The organism is Enterococcus sp. JM9B, assembly GCF_009933265.1.
GTDB classification, from domain to species: Bacteria; Bacillota; Bacilli; order Lactobacillales; family Enterococcaceae; genus Enterococcus_C; species Enterococcus_C songbeiensis.
Genome location: NZ_MAEK01000031.1, coordinates 22,265 through 41,547 on the forward strand (window position 1 = coordinate 22,265; position 19,283 = coordinate 41,547).

The following is a 19,283-nucleotide window of genomic DNA, read 5'->3' on the forward strand; positions in this document are numbered from 1 at the left end:
ATGGATAACTATTTGACAGTTAATGTGGTAACTCCGGCTGGACTCGTTTATGATCACCATGCAAAAATCGTTGTGGCGAATACCTCTAACGGTGAGATTGGGATCATGGCAAAACACGCACCAATCATCGTGCCTTTGAAAATCGATGAAGTTCGTGTCAAGCGAACAGATTCTGATACGCACGTGGACTGGATTGCAGTGAATGGCGGCATTATGGAAGTTCGAGACAATATCGTTTCCATTATTGCTGATAGTGCCGAACGAGAACGGGACATTGATGTACCTCGTGCTGAACGAGCAAAACAACGTGCAGAAAAACTGATTGAAGAAGCCAAGCAAGTTGAAGATGTCGACCAATTACGACGGGCGACAGTCGCATTGCACCGCGCAATCAATCGGATCAATGTTTCAAAACACGGCTGATTTCTAAAAAAGCCTACTCACTAAGGGATTTCCTTTCGTGAGTAGGCTTTTTGCGATTCTAATCGACTAATTTTTGGTAAAGAGGGTACAACTCTGTTAAATAGGTTGCAATTTTCTGTTCGACGTTTTTGATTTCACCAGCGGGAAGTTGCACACCTAGTTGGAAAGTAGATACTTCCAATCCTTGGGTAAATTCTTGTTGCCGCTGTGTCGAAGCAAGGTAATCGGCTAAGGGAAGATGATCGTTTAATTCAGACTCTTCATTGGACCAAATAAAATAAGTTGTTTCATCAATCGTTTTACTCCAATCAGTTAATTCCTCTAAAAGCTGATTGTAGCGTTTTTTTGAGAGTTGCTTTTCATCACTCTTATAATGCTGATACATTAAATAGATTTGCAGGTTCTTTTTATTCAAAAGAACAGCAAGACAAGGGGCTTGTTTGAGTCGATCGGCGCCACGTAATGCACACCAGAAATGATTCCGCAAATTCCAACCATTCGTCCAACTTTCGATTTTTGGTTTTCCCAATTCGACAGTCAGTAATTCCTTACTGGCCAAGTTAACCGCCTTCCATTTATCCCAGACTGTTTTATACTCATTTTTCAGCTGTTCAATCTCAGCTTCTGTATAGGTAAGTTTCAATTGTTTGAAAGCAAAAGTTTCACGATCAAATAACTGAAAATCTTGATTTGTCAATTCCATAAACTCAGTTCCTTTCACTTTAGGTGCCTTTTTATTATAACAATTTTTACTCTAGGAGGGAAAAGATTATAAAAAAATGATAGATTCCAATAATTAGAAAGCTTTTTTTTTGAATAAAACGCGGAATCTCGGGTTTTTCTTCAAAAAAGACTTTTAAAAAACCGTTTAAAGACTGAAAAAGTGAAAAGTATTTTTTTTAATTCGTATTTTATGTTATTATTTATCTATCGTAAATTTTTTGAAAAAGGAGACAGAAAATGCAAGTTTATGGAATCGATGCAATCGTTCGAATCGTTAGTCATCTCGCATTTATTTATCTCGCTTTTTGGTCTTTACGTTCATTGCGGATCGAGACATTTTTTAAACCGCTGTATACCACACAAATTCGGATGGTCCTTGTGTTTATCGCTATTGCACTTGGGTATGGCGCAAGTTCCTTTTTTTTGGAGCTGATGGCGTTAGTCAGAAATCTCTTTTTGATGATTCAGTAATCGATTAAAAAGGGTCCTTTTCGTTGGTAATTGTGGTATAATAAAAAAGATTTTGAGTGAAATAATTCGCTCAGAGCATATTCTGGAGGGAATTTTAATGGAAGAAATTATTGTTCAAGGCGGGAATCAACTACGAGGAACAGTAAAAATCGAAGGTGCGAAAAATGCCGTTTTGCCGATTTTGGCTGCAACGTTGCTGGCTGAAGAAGGCGTTACAACTTTAGATAATGTCCCTATTTTATCCGATGTTTTAACGATGAATGAAGTTATTCATCACCTAAATGCGGATGTTTTTTTTGATGAAGAAAAAAATCGAGTGACTGTTGATGCTTCACGGTCATTAAGTGTAGAAGCTCCTTATGAACTGGTTAGTCAAATGCGGGCCTCTATCGTAGTTATGGGGCCATTGTTGGCTCGTAATGGTCATGCGAAGGTTGCAATGCCAGGAGGATGTGCCATTGGTAAACGTCCGATTGACTTGCATTTAAAAGGATTCCAGGCGTTGGGTGCAAAGATTATCCAAAAAGATGGTTATATCGAAGCAATTGCTGATGAATTAGTTGGAAATATGATTTATTTGGATTTTCCAAGTGTTGGTGCAACGCAAAATATTATGATGGCAGCTGTCAAAGCAAAAGGAACGACAGTCATTGAAAACGTGGCTCGCGAACCAGAAATCGTTGACTTGGCTAATATCTTAAATAAAATGGGTGCACGAGTATATGGTGCAGGGACAGAAAAAATGCGAATCGAAGGTGTCGATCATCTTCATTCAGTAACCCACTCTATCGTTCAAGATCGAATTGAAGCAGGGACCTTCATGGTTGCAGCGGCGATGACGGAAGGAAATATCTTGATTCAAGATGGTATCTCTGAACACAACCGTCCATTGATTTCGAAATTATCTGAAATGGGTGCGCAAATCATTGAGGAAGAAGAAGGTTTGCGGGTAATCGGTCCGAAGCATATCAAACCTACTGATGTGAAGACGATGCCGCATCCAGGTTTTCCAACAGACATGCAGGCACAAATGACTGCAATCCAAATGTTGGCTGAAGGAACGAGCATCGTGACAGAAACAGTCTTCGAAAATCGTTTCCAACATCTGGAAGAAATGCGTAGAATGAATGCCCATGTGAAAATCGATGGAAATATTGCAGTAATCGAAGGCGGACATGCGTTGCAAGGCGCATTGGTGTATGCAACAGATTTACGCGCAGCAGCAGCGTTGATTTTATTAGGGCTACGTTCAACAGGAATAACTCGAGTTCGTAATTTGAAATACCTTGATCGTGGTTACTACAAATTCCATGAAAAATTAGAAAAATTAGGTGCAAATGTGGAACGGGTCGCTGTGGAAGGAACATCTGCCAAAGCTCCAGTTACAAACGCATAAGGGAAGTGCATGAATGAGGACGAATCGGTATGTCTTAACAACGTTGATCAAGATATTTCTTGTCATTTTGCTGGCATTTATTCTTTTTATTGTCGGTACGATGATTGGCTATGGCGTCATCGGTGATGGAATGCCCCTGAAGGTCTTCAATCCGCAATTATGGACGCACATTCTTGACTTTATGAAATAATTTTATCCTTTGAAAGGGCTAGACAGTTTTACTGTCTGGCTCTTTTTGTGAAGAAATCGTTTTATTCTTCTGACTTATTTGTAAAAAATATGTAATATTGGCGTTTTTAAAGTGATTTTTTAGAAAATGAAGGTCAATATTGGTCTAAATTTTCCTTTTTTGAATTGTTTCGTCGTTGAATAATAATCTTCTTTATTTTTAATTTTTTTTGTTTTTTTCCTGTTATAATGCTTTTTGTTTATGGTACGATTCTCATTTTCATGAAAGAGCACTGAGAATATTTCTTTTATGACATTTTAGAAAAGGGTTTCATCATTTGTGTTAATGAGCCTTAATATCCTCGTAACCTACGACTGTTTCTTCCATGCTAAGATACATCTCGTACGAAATTAGGAGGAAAATATTAACTATGAAGACACGTTTAATTCCTGTTATGATGACTGCAGCCGTATTAGCAATCGGAAATATTTTACCGGTATACGCTGCTGAAACCCAAGATGAAAAAACAACCATTGATACAGAGATTGTATCAAATGATTCTGCAAAAGAATTATCCAGCTCTTTACTGGCGTTGACTGCAAATGGCGAAGCCGTAGCTGCAGTGAAAGCTGATATTGCAGCAAAAGAAAAAGCCGCAGCTGAAAAAGCGGCAAAAGAAAAAGCTGCAAAGGAAAAGGCAGCGAAAGAAAAAGCCGCAGCCGAAAAAGCTGCGAAGGAAAAAGCAGAACAGGCCGCAAAAGAACAGGCCGCGGAAGAAGCGAAGGTTGCCGAGGAAGCAGTGGCAGAAGAAAGCCAACCAAGTGGTCAAACAATGGTTATGGAATCAACTGCGTACAGTTCTGACCCGGCGGATGCTTTAGGCGGAGGAACCGTAACAGCAACGGGACAAAATCTACTAGAAAATCCAATGGCGGTTGCAGTAGATCCCAGCGTAATTCCTTTAGGGACTCGCCTTTATGTGGAAGGATATGGGGAAGCTTATGCGGTAGATACTGGTTCAGCGATTCAAGGAAATATCATTGATGTCCACTTTCCAACAGCCGCAGAGTGTAACTCTTGGGGTCGTCGCCAAGTGACAGTAACCATTTTGAGCTAACAATCAAAAGGATGAAAGTCTCAGTTAAAAGCTGAGGCTTTTTTTGTTTAGAATTTCAGAAGGAACATGTTTAGGACTTGTTTCTCTTTAGAAAACAAGGTATAGTTTTTTTGAAAGAAGGGAAGAAATGACAGGCTTTTTGATTTTATTGGTACGAGGCTATCAGCGCTTTATTTCGCCGCTGTTTCCTCCTAGATGCCGTTACTATCCCACCTGTTCCGGTTATACACTTCAGGCGCTCAGGGTTCATGGTGGGCTAAAGGGCAGTTTGATGGGGATAGCACGAATCCTTCGTTGCCATCCATTTGTCAAAGGTGGAATCGATTATGTACCCACAAAATTTACACTAAAGCGTAATACCAGTGATAAAATTCAACCGGTTTATACTTATAAAAGAAAGAAATGATTTAAAGGGAGAAAAAATGATTCGAAGATTGAAGGATTCTGAGGAACTTCCTTGGGCGTTGCTGCTGGAGGCCGATCCTGATCGGGGAATGGTCGAAGGCTATCTTTCTGACAGCCAGATCTTGGTTTATGCAGAAACGAAGATTATTGGGATCATTGTTTTTCAAGAAAGGTCGGAGTGGGAGATTTTAAATCTGTCAGTAGCTTCAGACCACGAGGGAAAAGGGATCGGTGGCAAATTGTTGGAGGCAAGCTTTCAACAGATGCGCAAGCAAGCACCATTAAAAGAGGTTCTTATCAAAACAGGTGACTTGTCGTCACCAGCACTGCATCTTTATAGGAAGAAAAAGTTTCAGCAAAAAGCAATTATTCAAGATTATTTTGTCACTCATTATTCTGAACCAATTTACGAAAATGGGGAACGATTGCGAAATCAAGTGATTTTATCACGGAAACTTTGAAATTTTTTTGACAATCAAGCGTAACCGCTTACTAAAAAAGAGAGGGTTTTTTTATTATGGGAATTTTGGTATTTGATTTTGGAGGATCAGCAGTAAAATATGGTTATTGGACTGGGGAGAAATTGAGTCGTGTCGACCAATTTCCAACTCCTGCCACATGGGATGAAATGAAAGAAAAATTAAAGGAAGTGCAGGAACAAGCCACGGAAAAAATTACAGGTGTCGGTATCTCTGCACCAGGTGTGGTGAACGTTGATTTGCAACGAATTGATGGTATCAGTGCAATTCCTTATATTCATGGGTTCAATATTTTTGATGAGTTGGCTGGTTTGTTCCGTTTACCAGTGACGATTGAAAATGATGCCAACTGTGCCGGAATGGCGGAATTTTACAACGGAGCGGGCAAAGATTATCAAAATGTCGCCTTTGTCGTAATTGGAACTGGAGTAGGGGGTGCTTTGTTTACTAAAGGACAAATTACTAAAGGTGCCCATTTATATGGTGGAGAATTTGGGCTGATGTATCTTGATAACGGCAAAACTTTTTCAAAATTAGGAACTGCAGTTCAAATGGCTTGGCGCTATTGTGATCGCATGGGACTTGAACGAACAGCTAAGAGTGGTAAGGATGTTTTTGATTTAGCTGAGCAGGGAGATCTGGTTGCTCAAGAAGAGGTTAATCGATTTTATGATTATTTGACTCAGGGCTTGTTCAGTATCCAGTTTGCTTTTGATCCGGAAGTAATTATTTTAGGCGGAGGTGTCAGCGCCAAGGAAGGCCTCGTAGATGAAATCAATCAACGGATGTTAAAAAAATTAGAGGAACAGGGCTTGAAAGATTTTGTACCGGAAATTCTTCTTTGCGAATACCGCAATGATGCCAATCTTGTAGGAGCGGCGGCCAACTTTTATGCCCGTCAACAAGGAGAAGCGTAACAAAGGAACAGTTGTTTCAGAGAAATCTGCGACAACTGTTTTTTGTTTGTATAAATGTGCTGTTGATGATAATATCATTAGTGTAACCTAATCTTTTGTGCTATTCAGAAAAAAATAAATATTCTGAAAATTCATTGACTTTTCCGAAAATTTTCAGTATATTGGTTAACATATTCAAGGGAGAAATGGGAGGTTGATTTTTATGAAAAAGAAATTGGTATTTTTGGCGGCGGCTTTTTTATTAAGTGCTTGTAGCGCTGCACCAAAAGCAGATAATAGCGCTGGCGGATCAGGCGGCGGAAACAAACAAGAAGGTGACACGATTAAAATCGGCGTGAACTTGGAATTGTCAGGTTCGGTTGCTGCATATGGCAGTGCTGAAAAACAAGGAATCGATCTTGCCGTTGAGACCATCAATGCGGATGGCGGGGTATTAGGAAAGAAATTAGAAATTGTTGAAAAAGACAACAAATCAGATAATAACGAAGCCGGAACCGTTGCGGCAAATCTTACAACGAATAGTAAAGTTGTCGCAATGATTGGACCTGCGACTTCCGGTGCCACAAAATCGGCGCTGCCAAGTGCTACAGATGCACAGGTGCCGTTAATTACACCATCTGGAACGGATGATTCCATCACACTTTCTGGTGATGAGGTACAAAAATATGGCTTCCGTTCTTGTTTCCAAGATAGCTTCCAAGGAAAAATCTTGGCAAAATATGCTAACGATACTATGAAAGCTGATAAAGCAGTTATTTTAGGAGATAATTCCAGCGATTATGCAACTGGGTTGTCAAAAGCATTTAAAGAAGAATATACCGGCGACATTGTAATGGAAGAAAACTTTACCGCTGGCGACAAAGATTTCCAAGCAGTTCTGACAAAAATTAAAAAAGAAGACTTTAATGTTTTGTTTGTTCCTGGTTATTATGCAGAAGATGGTCTGATCATCAAACAAGCTCGGGAAATGGGTATCACCCAGCCAATCATCGGAGCCGATGGTTTTGGTGATGCGAAACTTGTTGAAATTGCCGGTGCTGAAAATGTGACGGATGTTTATTATACCGCCCACTTCTCAACCAAAGCCCCAGCAACAGACAAAGTGGAACCTTTTATCAAAGCCTTCAAAGGAAAATACAATGAAGAACCTTCACAATTTTCTGCCTTGGCCTATGACGCGGTTTATATGCTGAAACAAGCAATGGAAGATCAAGATTCTGCTGATTCAGACAAAATTACGACTGGACTTACTGAATTGAAAGACTTTGTTGGTGTTACCGGGAATATCTCAATGGACGAAAACCACAATCCAGAAAAAGCAGCGGTCGTTTTGGGTATGACGGAAGGAAAAGAAACTTCTGCTGAAGCAGTAACTTTGGATTAGTAATGAACAAAACAAATGAACTGAGAAAAGGTGGAGGTAGCTCCACCTTTTTTACAAAAACAGATAGGGTGGATGTGATGAAATGGAAACAATGATCCAACAATTAATCAATGGATTGTTTTTGGGAAGTATTTATGCTTTGTTGGCACTAGGCTATACAATGGTTTACGGGATTATCAAATTAATCAACTTTGCGCATGGCGAAGTGTATATGATTGGGAGTTTTATTGGCTACTTTTTGATCAATCAATTAAAGTTGGGCTTTTTTCCAGCCTTGATTCTTTCTATGATTGTCTGCGGAATTTTAGGTGTGACCATTGAATTTTTGGCCTATCGTCCCTTGCGAAAATCGACGCGGATCTCGGCATTGATCACAGCAATCGGTGTTTCCTTTTTGTTGCAAAATGTCATGACGTACTTTTTTTCCGCTAACACACGCTCTTTTCCGCAAGTGATTGAACGAAAGACCTATCAATTAGGCTTTATCGAAGTGAGCAATATTCAATTATTGATTTTATTTATCTCGTTGTTTTTAATGATTTTACTACAAGTTATCGTCAAAAAAACTCGGATGGGAAAAGCGATGCGGGCAGTGAGTGTTGATCCGGATGCAGCGCAATTGATGGGCATCAATGTGAATCGAACGATTTCCTTTACCTTTGCACTAGGTTCAGCGCTGGCGGCGGCTGGCGGTATGCTGATTGGACTTTACTACAATTCAATTGATCCATTGATGGGAGTTGTTCCCGGGCTGAAATCCTTCGTAGCGGCGGTTCTGGGAGGAATTGGAATTATTCCTGGTGCTGCGCTTGGGGGCTTTGTCATTGGACTGATTGAAACGATTGCGACGGCTCTTGGCTTTTCCGACTTTAAAGATGCTATTGTTTATATCGTTTTGATTTTGATTCTGCTGATTCGTCCGGCCGGTATTTTAGGGAAAAATATCAAAGAGAAAGTGTAGGTGTCAACCATGAAAAAAAATCTGAAATATAATTTAGGTTGGTTGGCGGTTGCGCTGCTGATCTATGGCGTTTTATTGGCTCTTTATAATGGTGGAATTATCACGCTGTTTACGAATCGAATCATCGTGAATATCGGAATTAATATCATTTTAGCTGTTGGATTGAACTTGATTATCGGATTTTCTGGGCAGTTTTCTTTAGGTCATGCGGGATTTATGGCGATCGGTGCCTATTCCGGGGCGATTATGGCAATCAATAATCCAACCTATCTTGGCTTTTTCTCAGGAATGCTGGTGGGGATGGTGATTTCTGGTATCGTTGCGGTAGTGGTCGGGATTCCCACCCTGCGCTTAAAAGGTGATTATCTTGCGATAGCGACATTGGGAATTGCGGAAATTATCCGAATCTTGATTGTCAACATGTCGGATCTTACAAAAGGTGCCGCTGGAATTTTTGGGATTTTGCCTTTTACAAGTTGGGAAATGGTGTATCTCTTTACCGTCCTAACGATTATCGTGGTAGCTAACTTTGTTCATAGTGGACCGGGTCGGGCGACATTAGCGGTTCGTGAAGATGAAATTGCTGCGGAATCAATGGGTGTCAACACGACGAAATACAAAGTAGTAGCGTTTGTCGTCGGCGCTGTCACTGCTAGTATTGCCGGTACCTTGTTTGCCGGATTTCAACAATCAGTTTTTCCAAAAGATTATGGTTTTATGAAATCAATCGATATTTTGATTATCGTCGTCTTCGGCGGAATGGGCAGTACTACGGGAGCTGTTGTTTCGGCTGTCGTGTTGGGAATTTTGAATATGTTCCTGCAAGACTTTGGTGTTTTACGAATGATTATTTATGCCTTAGCGTTAGTCATCATTATGATTTTTAAACCAGGTGGGCTATTAGGCACTTGGGAATTCTCTGTGAAACGGATAATGAATAAATTTAAGAGAGGAGATGATTCAGATGCCTCTGTTGGACGTTAAAAATTTGACAAAAAACTTTGGTGGACTTGCAGCTGTCTCCCATGTCAGCATGTATTTAGAAACCAATGAACTTGTGGGCTTGATTGGTCCAAATGGTGCGGGGAAAACCACTCTTTTCAATCTTTTGACGGGTGTTTATGAACCCAGTGAAGGTGATGTGTTGCTGGATCATCAAGGAACAATGGAACGATTGAATGGGATCAAGCCGTATCGTGTAGCTGAAAAAGGTATGAGCCGTACGTTTCAAAATATTCGTTTGTTCAAAGAATTGACTGTGATGGAAAATGTGTTGATCGCCATGAACGGCAAACATCAGGTCAACTTTTTCACAAGTATTTTTCGTTTGCCAAAATTTTATAAAAATGAAGAAAAATTGCATCAAAAGGCATTGGAGCTGTTGGCAATTTTTGGATTGGAAAAAAAAGCCGATACATTGGCAAAAAATATGCCTTATGGGGAACAGCGTCGCTTAGAAATCGTGCGGGCATTGGCAACGGAACCTAAAGTATTGTTTCTTGACGAACCGGCAGCCGGCATGAATCCACAAGAAACCGCAGAATTAACCGAATTGATCCGTAAGATTCAACAAGATTTTCAATTGACGATTTTATTGATTGAACATGACATGAGTCTGGTTATGGAAGTCTGTGAGCGAATCTATGTACTGGAATATGGACAAGTGATTGCAGAAGGTGATCCAGAGGCCATCAAATCAAATCCGCGAGTAATCGAAGCGTATCTGGGAGGCGAAATGTAATGCTAAAGGTTGAAAATTTATCGGTTCATTATGGGATGATCCAGGCGGTGCATGACGTTTCCTTTGAAGTGAAAAAAGGCGAAATCGTTTCGTTAATCGGTGCAAATGGTGCTGGCAAGACAACGATTTTACGAACGATTTCCGGTTTGATTCGTCCTTCCAATGGAACGATTTTATTTGAAGAAAAAAATATTGTCAAAGAAGCTCCGCAAAAGATTGTTGCGGAAGGCTTATCTCAGGTACCAGAGGGTCGCCACGTATTTTCCGGACTGACCGTTCAAGAAAATTTAGAGATGGGTGCTTTTTTACGGAAAGATAAAGAAGTTAAGCAGGATTATGAACAGGTATTTGAAAAATTTCCCGTCTTGAAGGAAAGAAGAACCCAAGACGCTTCTACTTTATCCGGTGGGGAACAACAAATGTTGGCAATGGGCCGGGCATTGATGTCAAAACCCCGACTTCTTTTACTGGATGAACCATCTATGGGGTTGGCACCAATTTTTATCAAAGAAATCTTTTCCATCGTTCAAGAAATTCAGCAGCAAGGTACAACGATTTTACTGATTGAACAAAATGCAAAAATGGCACTGTCCATTGCGGATCGCGGCTACGTTTTGGAAACAGGGAAAGTTGTTTTAGAAGGAACGGGGCAAGAACTTTTAGCTAGTGAAGCAGTGAAGAAAGCTTATTTGGGAGGGTAAAAGATGAGTGTAAGTGATTTTATGTCGAAAGACTTGGTTGTTGTTCATCCAGAAACACCGATTTTTGATGCGGTCGATTTAATGAAGCAGCATGATATCCACCGATTACCAGTCTTGAAGGACGAGCGGTTGGTGGGATTAATCACCGAAGGAATTATTTCTGCAGCGATGCCTTCAAAAGCGACGAGCCTAAGTGTGTATGAAGTAAATTACCTGTTAAACAAAACCACCGTCGGCGATGTAATGGAAAAAAATGTTCAGACGATTCCGCCGAATGCGTTACTGGAAGATGCTATTTTTGAGATGCGGGAAAACAACATTGGTGTATTACCGGTAGTTGATGAAGATCGGGTCGTTGGAATGATTACCAACAATGATATTTTTGATGCCTTTTTGAAAATCACCGGTTATAATGACGGAGGAACTCGTGTGACCCTTCAAATCACCGAAGATCACAAAGGTGTGTTGGCGGAGCTGGCAAAAGTTCTAACAGATCATGATTTAAGTATTTTGACGATTGTCGTCAATCGCATGGCGCTATCAACGATCGTGGAAATCCAAGTGGAAAGCCGTGAAGTTGACCGGGTACGAGAAATTTTGACAAACGCCGGTTATCTTGTAGTAGATGCAGTATTGACGAGCGGTCATAAATAAAAAAGACCAGTTGACACTAGAGGCAGTGCTAGTCGTCAGCTGGCCTTGTTTGGTTTACTAACGGAAAACCTGTTAATTTCTGTGAAATATGATAAAATAAGCAAGGGTCATCCTGACAGAAAAAAGATGAAGACGAGGTGAGGACATGTCAAAGAAAAACAAAGATATTGAAGTTCGTTTGGAAGAAACAAAAAAAACGATCAAAGGCAAAGAATATGAAGTCACACAATTGATTATTGGTAAAAAAATGATTGGTGAAGTATTGACAGTTAGTGCAAAAGAATTTGAAAGTTTTCTAGGGGAAGAAGACTTAGGTTCCTATAAAAACTTTGATGCAGCAGTCGAAGCAATTATTTTGCAACACAATTTGCACGATTAAAAAAATTGTAAAAAAAATTGAAATTATCACTTGCAAACTCATAGGTTTTTTTGTATCATAACGTAGTCAGGTTTTTTAAGAAACCTTTTTGGAGGAGTAGCGAAGTGGCTAAACGCGACGGACTGTAAATCCGTTCCTTCGGGTTCAGTGGTTCGAATCCACTCTCCTCCACCATTGGGGTATAGCCAAGCGGTAAGGCAAGGGACTTTGACTCCCTCATGCGTTGGTTCGAATCCAGCTACCCCAGTCATTTAGAAACGAAGCTCTTCATGGGTTTCGTTTTTTTGTTGGGAAAATATTTACTAAATTTTACTATACAATTGACGAGACTTTCCGGTACGTCTATACTAGTAATGAAAAGGCTTTATTTTTTATGAGGAAGGTGTAAAAATGGTACGTGTAAAAAAGCAAACAAATGAAACCTATGGAACCTATTTTTTGATTGAAAATACTCATGGGGTGAAACTAGCGGTCAGTCCGCAAGGGGCACGGGCGTTAGAATGGATCGTCCCAGTTGAAGGACAGGAACGAGACTTATTGGTAGGTTTCAAAACTATCGAGGAACATAAAAAGGCTCGCTATTATGCAGCAACTATCGGTCCAGTAGCCGGCAGAATCGCAGGTGCGGCATATACGATTGATGGAAAAACCTATCAGACTCCGGATAACGATGGCGGAAATACGCTTCATGGCGGTTTTGAAGGCTATGATACACAAATGTGGTCTGCAGAACCTTTTGAAGAAGCAGACAATGCGGGGGTGGTTTTTAGCTTGACCTATCCAGATGGAAAAGATGGATTTCCTGGAAATGTTACGTCTAAAATCACGTATCGCTTGGATAATGACAATAACTACCAAATTGAATATGTTGCGACAACGGATAAACCAACAATATATAATCCTACCAATCATGGCTATTACAATTTAACTGGTTCACCTGCCAATTCAATCAATGAGCATACCTTGCAAGTAGGTGCCAAACAGGTTGCTGAAACCAATCCGGATGTGACAACGACAGGGAAAAAAGTTGATGTGGCTGGAACCAAATTTGATTTTGTTGCTGGCCGTAAAATTGGGAATACCTATTTAGATGACCCGTTTCTTTTAGATCATGAAGCTGCTAATGATTTAGTTTTGACGAGTCCCGACGAAAAAGTTCGACTGGAAATTCAAACGACCGCATCGGCAGTGGTCATCTATACGACGGGGTCCTCTGAAGCCGGCACATCGATGAAGCATGGGGAAATGGTGGATCATGGAGGAATTGCCATCGAACCGCAAGAAGTTCCTGGTACGGAAAAATACCCGCAATTTGGAAACATCGTGTTGCGCCCTGAGCAACCATTTTATTCAAAAACCACGTATCATGTGGTATTTTAACAAGTAAGAAATTCGGCTCCTGAGAAATCAGGAGTCTTTTTTTGTCTTTTGGGTTGACAGTTTTCGATTACAAGTGTAAACTTCATTTTGTTAGATCGATTACGTTTGTAAACAAAAATGATTTTACCTTTAATAAATTGAAGGGAAAGTTTGTTCCATTCATCGGAAGAAAGGAAGGATTCTATGATCACAAGTAGTGAACCAATCAAAATTAGCGATTCCGAATGGGAGATCATGCGGGTATTGTGGACATTGGGTGCAGCTTCGGCCCAAGAAATCGATCATCTGCTTTCAGAGACGATGGATTGGAAACTGGCGACGGTTAAAACATTGCTGGGACGTCTGGTAAAAAAAGAAGCCGTTTGGACAGAAACGGAAGGGAAAAAATTTATTTATCATCCAACAGTCGGTGAAGCAGAAACTGTGCGAAGTGCCACGGAAACATTATTTTCCCATATCTGCGCAAAACGAGTGGGAGGAACGATCGCTGATTTGATTTCAGAAGCAGCGTTAACGCAAGAAGATATTGATAAAATTCAAGAAGTTCTAGCGAAAAAAGAAGCCGTTCCTGAAATCATCTGTAACTGTATTCCCGGGCAGTGCAACTGCAAAGCCCATCATTAAAAAAATTAATTCAAAGGGAGAGATTTTTTATGAAACAAACATTTGCAATTAAAGGAATGAACTGTGAACATTGTGTCGCAAAGGTAGAAAATGGTATCAAGGAATTACCCGGAATTCAAAAGGTGAAGATCCAGCTGAAGAAAAATGCCGGAACTGTGAAATTTGATGAAGCGCAAATCTCGGGACAACAAATTGCAGACAAGATCACTGAAGTCGGATACCCAACAGAGGTGCTATAAATGAGTGAAACAAAAGTTCAAAACTTTGTAATCACCGGCATGACCTGTGCTAACTGTTCCGCACGAGTAGAAAAAGAGCTTAACGCACAGCCGGGAGTAAAAGCGGCGACAGTGAATCTTGCCACTGAAAAAGCGACAGTTCAATTTGCGGAGACCACGGCAGAGAATTTAATTGCCAGTGTGGAAAGTATTGGTTATGGGGCGATCTTGGATGATGAAGCTCATCGGCAGCAAGTAGCGGCAGAAAAAGCTAACTATCTTTTTAAAATGAAACGAGATGTAATTGTCAGCCTAATTTTAGTAGCACCTCTAATGGTTTCAATGGTGGCGATGCTGTTGGGCAATCATCAAGAATGGGTGATGTTTTTCCATCAGCCATTGGTCCAATTGGTTTTGGTTACACCTATCCAATTTTTGATTGGGGCTCGTTTTTATAAGGGGGCGTATCACGCAATCAAAACCAATGCCCCGAACATGGATGTATTGGTAGCGATGGGGACAACGGCGGCTTTTGCATTAAGTGTGTATAACGGCTTTTTTGCCGATCGTGTTCATGAACTGTATTTTGAAAGCAGCGGCATGATTATTGCTCTAATTTTATTAGGAAAATATTTAGAAATTCTTGCCAAAACAAGAACCAGCAAAGCAATCCAACAGTTGATGAAACTACAGGCAAAAACGGCACGGGTGTTTCAAAATGGAGAAGAAGTAGAATTGCCGGTTGAATTAATTGAAACCGGTATGGAAATTATCGTCCGTCCCGGTGAACAAATTCCCGTCGATGGTAAAGTATTAGAAGGAAGTACTGCAGTAGATGAAAGCATGCTGACAGGAGAAAGTCTGCCAGTGGAAAAAAAGGAAGATTCTACTGTGTTTGGCGGGACTGTCAATACGACAGGAAATTTAAAAATTCGAGCACTAAAAGTCGGCAATGAAACCGTATTGGCACGAATTATTCGTATGGTGGAAGATGCACAAGGATCAAAAGCGCCAATTCAACAAATTGCCGATCGTATCTCAGGTATTTTTGTGCCGGTTGTATTGATTGTTGCAGCGATAACATTGCTTTTGACAGGTTTCTTGAGTGGAGATTGGCAAACGGCGGTTATCCATAGTGTTGCTGTATTGGTCATTGCGTGTCCTTGTGCCCTAGGTTTAGCAACTCCCACTGCAATTATGGTAGGTACAGGTTTAGGTGCGAAGAATGGGATTTTGATTAAGGGTGGTGAAGCGTTGGAAACCGCCTCGCATATTACTAGCGTCATCTTGGATAAAACTGGTACGATAACAGTAGGACAACCAGTGGTAACGGATTTTCTTACAGAAAATGACCAAGCGGCAGCAATTTTTGCTAGTTTAGAAGCTGGATCGGAACATCCTTTAGCAAAAGCGATTCTTGATTACACAGTAGCTATTGACAGGTTGGAAGTAGAACAATTTCAAGCAATTCCCGGTAAAGGAATCCAAGGAATGATTCAAGGAAGAACTTATCAAATCGGTACCCGTCGATTTTTGACACAAAAAATTTCTGATTCTTTACAACAAGCAGCAGAACAATGGACGGCACAAGGAAAGACAATCATGTTTTTAGCGGATGAAAGTGTGATTCTTGCCGCAGTAGCAGTGGCAGATGAGATTAAAGAAACCTCTCAAGCCGCAATCAAGCAATTACATGCAGCTGGTATCAAGGTATACATGCTGACCGGTGACAACCAAAAGGCCGCCCAATACATTGGGCAGCAAGTAGGAATTTCATCGGAAAATATTTTTGCAGAAGTCTTGCCGGAAGAAAAATCGGCGAAAGTTGCATTATTACAAGAAGCTGGAGAAGTCGTCGGCATGGTAGGAGATGGTATCAATGATGCGCCTGCTTTGGCTTTAGCAGATGTGGGGATTGCAATGGGCAGCGGAACGGATATTGCGATGGAAACGGCGGATGTTACATTGATTCACAGTGATTTGACCTACCTTAGCCAAATGATTAAACTGTCAAAAGCAACGATTCGCAAAATCAAGCAAAATCTTTTCTGGGCATTTATTTACAATACGATTGGTATTCCTTTTGCAGCATTGGGTTTTTTGAATCCAATCGTTGCCGGTGGTGCCATGGCCTTTAGTTCGGTCAGTGTTTTATTAAATTCATTGAGTTTAAATCGTACCAAAATTTAAAGAAAGAAGGGTTGATGGTGAAAGAAGAAAAGAAGATGCCCCACAATCATGAAATGCCTCATCATGAGCATAATCATGAGGAGCATAAGCTAGAAAATAGGAAACATCACAGCAGTCACGAGAAGGGGAACCATGAGATGAGTGACCATGAGATGCATCAGATGGATCATAAGCACCACGACATGTCCCACATGGACCATATGTCTCATATGGATCATGACATGGGTGGGATGGATCACTCGATGCACATGGGGAATTTTAAACAAAAGTTTTGGCTTTCTCTGGTGTTGGCAATTCCTATTGTCATTTTATCGCCGATGATGGGCATTGAGTTACCTTTTCAATTTACCTTTCCCGGTTCTGATTGGGTAGTATTGATTTTGGCAACGGTTTTGTTTATCTATGGCGGACAACCATTTCTGAGCGGCGCCAAAATGGAACTGAAACAAAAAAATCCAGCAATGATGACGCTGATTGCAATGGGAATTTCGGTGGCATATATTTACAGTCTTTACGCATTTGTTGCCAATCATTTTCTTCATGGAGAACACGTCATGGACTTTTTCTGGGAACTGGCAACGTTGATCGTTATCATGCTGCTGGGGCATTGGATCGAAATGAATGCCGTGTCGAATGCCAGTGATGCGTTGAAAAAATTAGCAGAATTACTACCGGATACTGTCACACGTCTAACAAAAGACGGAGAAGAGAAAGTTTCCCTGCAAGAAATTAAAGTAGGGGAACAATTGATCGTTCGTGCCGGTGATAAGATGCCAACGGACGGAGTTATTGAAAAAGGATCAACGACTGTAGATGAATCAGCGGTGACTGGTGAATCACGGGGCGTGGTAAAAGCAGAAGGTGCCAAGGTCATTGGTGGATCTGTCAATGGCAATGGTACGATTCAAATCAAAGTTACTGGAACAGGGGAAAGCGGCTACCTCGCCAAAGTGATGGAGATGGTCCGCAAAGCGCAATCAGAAAAATCCAAATTAGAAGGACTGGCTGATAAAGTAGCCAAGTGGCTCTTTTATGTCGCACTGATTGCCGGTATTCTGGCATTTGTTATTTGGCTGATCGTGGCTGATTTGGCTACGGCATTGGATCGCATGGTAACGGTTTTTGTTATTGCCTGTCCCCATGCACTGGGATTAGCAATTCCGCTCGTTGTAGCAAGATCTACGTCGATTGCGGCAAAAAATGGCTTGTTGTTGAAAAATCGTAATGCTTTAGAGTATGCTCATGAGTTAGATATGATTTTGCTGGATAAAACAGGAACCTTGACTCAAGGAACCTTTTCTGTCACAGGTGTTGATGTCTTGGCGAAAGAGTACAGTCAAGAAGAAGTGTTAAAATATATCGGAGCAATGGAAGCTTCCGCCAATCACCCAATCGCAACCGGGATTATGAAATACATCAAAGAAAAAGAAGTTGCGATTTACTCTGGGGAAAATATTAAAAATATTTCCGGTGTTGGATTGGAAGGAACCGTTGAAGGCCACCAAGTAAAAATCATCAATGAAAAAGCTTTGAAGGAAGAAAACTTGTCCCTTGACGGGGAGAAGACGAAAAAATATCAAGAACAAGGCAACACCATCAGCTATTTGCTGATTGATCAACAATTGATTGGGTTAATTGCTTTAGGAGATCAAATCAAACCGGAAGCAAAAGCCTTTATTCAAGCCTTGAAGGAACGAAACATTGAACCAGTTATGTTGACAGGAGACAACCAAAAAGCTGCCGCTGCGGTTGCAAACTATATTGGGTTAGAAAATTTTCATGCAGAATTGCTTCCAGATGGTAAGGAAGAAATCGTTCGTCAACTGACGGCTAAAGGAAAACGGGTCGCAATGGTGGGAGACGGAATCAATGATGCCCCAAGTTTAGCCCGTGCTACTGTCGGTATTGCAATTGGTGCCGGAACAGACGTGGCAATCGATTCTGCGGATGTGGTTTTGACCAACAGCAATCCCGAAGATATTCTTCACTTTCTTGATTTAGCAAAACAAACCCGGAAAAAAATGGTGCAAAATCTTTGGTGGGGTGCCGGCTACAATATATTGGCGATTCCTCTGGCAGCCGGTGTTCTCGCACCTATCGGTATTATCTTGAACCCGGCAGTAGGAGCAATTTTAATGTCCTTAAGCACGGTGATTGTTGCGATCAATGCCATGACATTAAAAATAAAAAGTGAATAATTATTTTTTAGAGAGAAGATGAGAGAAAATCTTCTCTTTTTTTTGCGAAAAAGTTGCTGTTTACGAATAGAATCGGGGAAAATTTCCCTGTTCGCCTATAGTTCCCGGGGGCAGATATGCTATAATATGAACGTTGAAGCAAGAATCTGTGTTCTGCGTGGAGAAATTTCGTGGAACAATATACGTTAGAAAAAATGACGACATCAAAAGGAGCAAGACAAATGGAACTGAAGAAGTTAGAGGTTCCCACTACTTCCATCACTGAGGTCAAAAAATCACCAATGGACGTGTTCAATCAAGCACGGGAAGCTGGGACTGCGGTATATGTGTTTAATCGTGAAAAAGTAGCGGGTGTGATGCTGACCCAAGAACAATACGAGACATTATTACAGGAATTAAATAATCGGCCGGAAGTAGAAGACGAGTTGACCACAGTCGATGGGTTGGATGAATTTTTATCCGTTATGCACCATACATTGGTTACAGGAGCTACGATTTCTGCAAAAAACTTAGATGAACGAATGGTAGCATTAGGTTTTATTACCCGCAAAACCGGTTTCGGCGGGGTGGTAGATATGGTTACTGAATTAAAAGAAAGTGGAAAAATCGCCTATCAATTGCGAAAAAAACACAATGGCAAAACGGTGATTGCAGAAGTGATTGGAGAACAAGACAGCACTTCCAGCATGTTTGATAAATTGATTATCAAAAAAATTTTTCTCAAAGAAATCTAGCTTATAAATAAGCAAAAGG

General features: G+C 40.8%; 22 protein-coding genes and 2 tRNA genes. 23 read left to right on the plus strand and 1 reads right to left on the minus strand.

Going from position 1 to position 19,283, the window contains the following annotated elements:
* Window positions 1-423 carry a F0F1 ATP synthase subunit epsilon gene (locus BAU16_RS09635; protein ID WP_048604780.1) on the plus strand — a complete coding sequence of 141 codons (423 nt, stop codon included), beginning with the start codon at window positions 1-3 and terminating at the stop codon, window positions 421-423.
* A gap of 58 nt (window positions 424-481) precedes the next feature.
* On the opposite strand, the gene BAU16_RS09640 is transcribed toward BAU16_RS09635, so the two are convergent.
* On the minus strand, window positions 482-1,126 hold the full coding sequence (locus tag BAU16_RS09640; RefSeq protein WP_137604984.1) for an HI_0552 family protein: 645 nt from the start codon (window positions 1,124-1,126) through the stop codon (window positions 482-484).
* A 257-nt stretch (window positions 1,127-1,383) separates the two neighbouring features.
* Here BAU16_RS09640 and BAU16_RS09645 point away from each other — a divergent pair, with 257 nt between their 5' ends.
* The 22 genes from BAU16_RS09645 to BAU16_RS09750 all read left to right on the plus strand — a co-directional run bounded on the left by BAU16_RS09645 (window position 1,384) and on the right by BAU16_RS09750 (window position 19,264).
* Window positions 1,384-1,617, plus strand: coding sequence for a DUF1146 family protein (locus BAU16_RS09645; RefSeq protein WP_048604782.1), 234 nt, complete (start codon window positions 1,384-1,386; stop codon window positions 1,615-1,617).
* 97 nt (window positions 1,618-1,714) lie between these two features.
* The gene (gene murA / locus BAU16_RS09650) at window positions 1,715-3,013 is read left to right on the plus strand and encodes a UDP-N-acetylglucosamine 1-carboxyvinyltransferase (RefSeq protein WP_048604783.1); all 1,299 of its coding nucleotides are present in this window, start codon (window positions 1,715-1,717) and stop codon (window positions 3,011-3,013) included.
* A 13-nt stretch (window positions 3,014-3,026) separates the two neighbouring features.
* Window positions 3,027-3,203 (plus strand): DNA-directed RNA polymerase subunit beta, encoded by a 177-nt coding sequence (locus tag BAU16_RS09655; RefSeq protein WP_069959643.1) that lies wholly within the window; start codon window positions 3,027-3,029, stop codon window positions 3,201-3,203.
* A 409-nt stretch (window positions 3,204-3,612) separates the two neighbouring features.
* Window positions 3,613-4,299, plus strand: coding sequence for a 3D domain-containing protein (locus BAU16_RS09660; RefSeq protein ID WP_137604985.1), 687 nt, complete (start codon window positions 3,613-3,615; stop codon window positions 4,297-4,299).
* 127 nt (window positions 4,300-4,426) lie between these two features.
* On the plus strand, window positions 4,427-4,705 hold the full coding sequence (gene yidD, locus BAU16_RS09665; protein WP_082147279.1) for a membrane protein insertion efficiency factor YidD: 279 nt from the start codon (window positions 4,427-4,429) through the stop codon (window positions 4,703-4,705).
* A gap of 16 nt (window positions 4,706-4,721) precedes the next feature.
* Entirely contained in the window at window positions 4,722-5,165 is a 444-nt protein-coding gene (locus BAU16_RS09670) for a GNAT family N-acetyltransferase (protein ID WP_048604785.1), read from the plus strand.
* Between the two features lie 56 nt (window positions 5,166-5,221).
* On the plus strand, window positions 5,222-6,100 hold the full coding sequence (locus BAU16_RS09675; protein ID WP_048604786.1) for an ROK family protein: 879 nt from the start codon (window positions 5,222-5,224) through the stop codon (window positions 6,098-6,100).
* 202 nt (window positions 6,101-6,302) lie between these two features.
* Window positions 6,303-7,484 carry an ABC transporter substrate-binding protein gene (locus tag BAU16_RS09680; protein ID WP_137604987.1) on the plus strand — a complete coding sequence of 394 codons (1,182 nt, stop codon included), beginning with the start codon at window positions 6,303-6,305 and terminating at the stop codon, window positions 7,482-7,484.
* An 82-nt stretch (window positions 7,485-7,566) separates the two neighbouring features.
* The gene (locus BAU16_RS09685) at window positions 7,567-8,445 is read left to right on the plus strand and encodes a branched-chain amino acid ABC transporter permease (RefSeq protein WP_048604788.1); all 879 of its coding nucleotides are present in this window, start codon (window positions 7,567-7,569) and stop codon (window positions 8,443-8,445) included.
* Between the two features lie 9 nt (window positions 8,446-8,454).
* The gene (locus BAU16_RS09690) at window positions 8,455-9,429 is read left to right on the plus strand and encodes a branched-chain amino acid ABC transporter permease (RefSeq protein WP_161527008.1); all 975 of its coding nucleotides are present in this window, start codon (window positions 8,455-8,457) and stop codon (window positions 9,427-9,429) included.
* The gene (locus BAU16_RS09695) at window positions 9,410-10,186 is read left to right on the plus strand and encodes an ABC transporter ATP-binding protein (RefSeq protein WP_048604789.1); all 777 of its coding nucleotides are present in this window, start codon (window positions 9,410-9,412) and stop codon (window positions 10,184-10,186) included. Before BAU16_RS09690 ends, BAU16_RS09695 begins: the two co-directional genes overlap by 20 nt.
* On the plus strand, window positions 10,186-10,887 hold the full coding sequence (locus BAU16_RS09700) for an ABC transporter ATP-binding protein (protein ID WP_048604790.1): 702 nt from the start codon (window positions 10,186-10,188) through the stop codon (window positions 10,885-10,887). Before BAU16_RS09695 ends, BAU16_RS09700 begins: the two co-directional genes overlap by 1 nt.
* Before the next feature lie 3 nt (window positions 10,888-10,890).
* On the plus strand, window positions 10,891-11,541 hold the full coding sequence (locus BAU16_RS09705; protein WP_048604791.1) for a CBS domain-containing protein: 651 nt from the start codon (window positions 10,891-10,893) through the stop codon (window positions 11,539-11,541).
* Window positions 11,542-11,686: 145 nt separating this feature from the next.
* Window positions 11,687-11,920 carry a DUF2969 domain-containing protein gene (locus BAU16_RS09710; RefSeq protein WP_048604792.1) on the plus strand — a complete coding sequence of 78 codons (234 nt, stop codon included), beginning with the start codon at window positions 11,687-11,689 and terminating at the stop codon, window positions 11,918-11,920.
* Window positions 11,921-12,010: 90 nt separating this feature from the next.
* A tRNA-Tyr gene (locus BAU16_RS09715) sits at window positions 12,011-12,094 on the plus strand.
* A gap of 1 nt (window position 12,095) precedes the next feature.
* Window positions 12,096-12,167, plus strand: a tRNA-Gln gene (locus BAU16_RS09720).
* Between the two features lie 143 nt (window positions 12,168-12,310).
* Window positions 12,311-13,300: an aldose epimerase family protein gene (locus BAU16_RS09725; RefSeq protein WP_137604989.1), complete on the plus strand. Its 990-nt coding sequence runs from the start codon at window positions 12,311-12,313 to the stop codon at window positions 13,298-13,300.
* A 183-nt stretch (window positions 13,301-13,483) separates the two neighbouring features.
* The gene (locus tag BAU16_RS09730) at window positions 13,484-13,924 is read left to right on the plus strand and encodes a CopY/TcrY family copper transport repressor (protein WP_137604990.1); all 441 of its coding nucleotides are present in this window, start codon (window positions 13,484-13,486) and stop codon (window positions 13,922-13,924) included.
* A gap of 29 nt (window positions 13,925-13,953) precedes the next feature.
* The gene (copZ, locus tag BAU16_RS09735; RefSeq protein WP_048604795.1) at window positions 13,954-14,163 is read left to right on the plus strand and encodes a copper chaperone CopZ; all 210 of its coding nucleotides are present in this window, start codon (window positions 13,954-13,956) and stop codon (window positions 14,161-14,163) included.
* Window positions 14,164-16,332 carry a heavy metal translocating P-type ATPase gene (locus BAU16_RS09740; protein WP_137604991.1) on the plus strand — a complete coding sequence of 723 codons (2,169 nt, stop codon included), beginning with the start codon at window positions 14,164-14,166 and terminating at the stop codon, window positions 16,330-16,332. It begins immediately after the preceding gene.
* A 14-nt stretch (window positions 16,333-16,346) separates the two neighbouring features.
* A complete protein-coding gene (locus tag BAU16_RS09745) occupies window positions 16,347-18,530 on the plus strand; it encodes a heavy metal translocating P-type ATPase (protein ID WP_371851509.1) in 2,184 nt (727 codons plus the stop codon).
* A 221-nt stretch (window positions 18,531-18,751) separates the two neighbouring features.
* Window positions 18,752-19,264, plus strand: coding sequence for a prevent-host-death protein (locus BAU16_RS09750; protein ID WP_048605330.1), 513 nt, complete (start codon window positions 18,752-18,754; stop codon window positions 19,262-19,264).
* The last annotated feature ends 19 nt before the right edge of the window (window positions 19,265-19,283 follow it).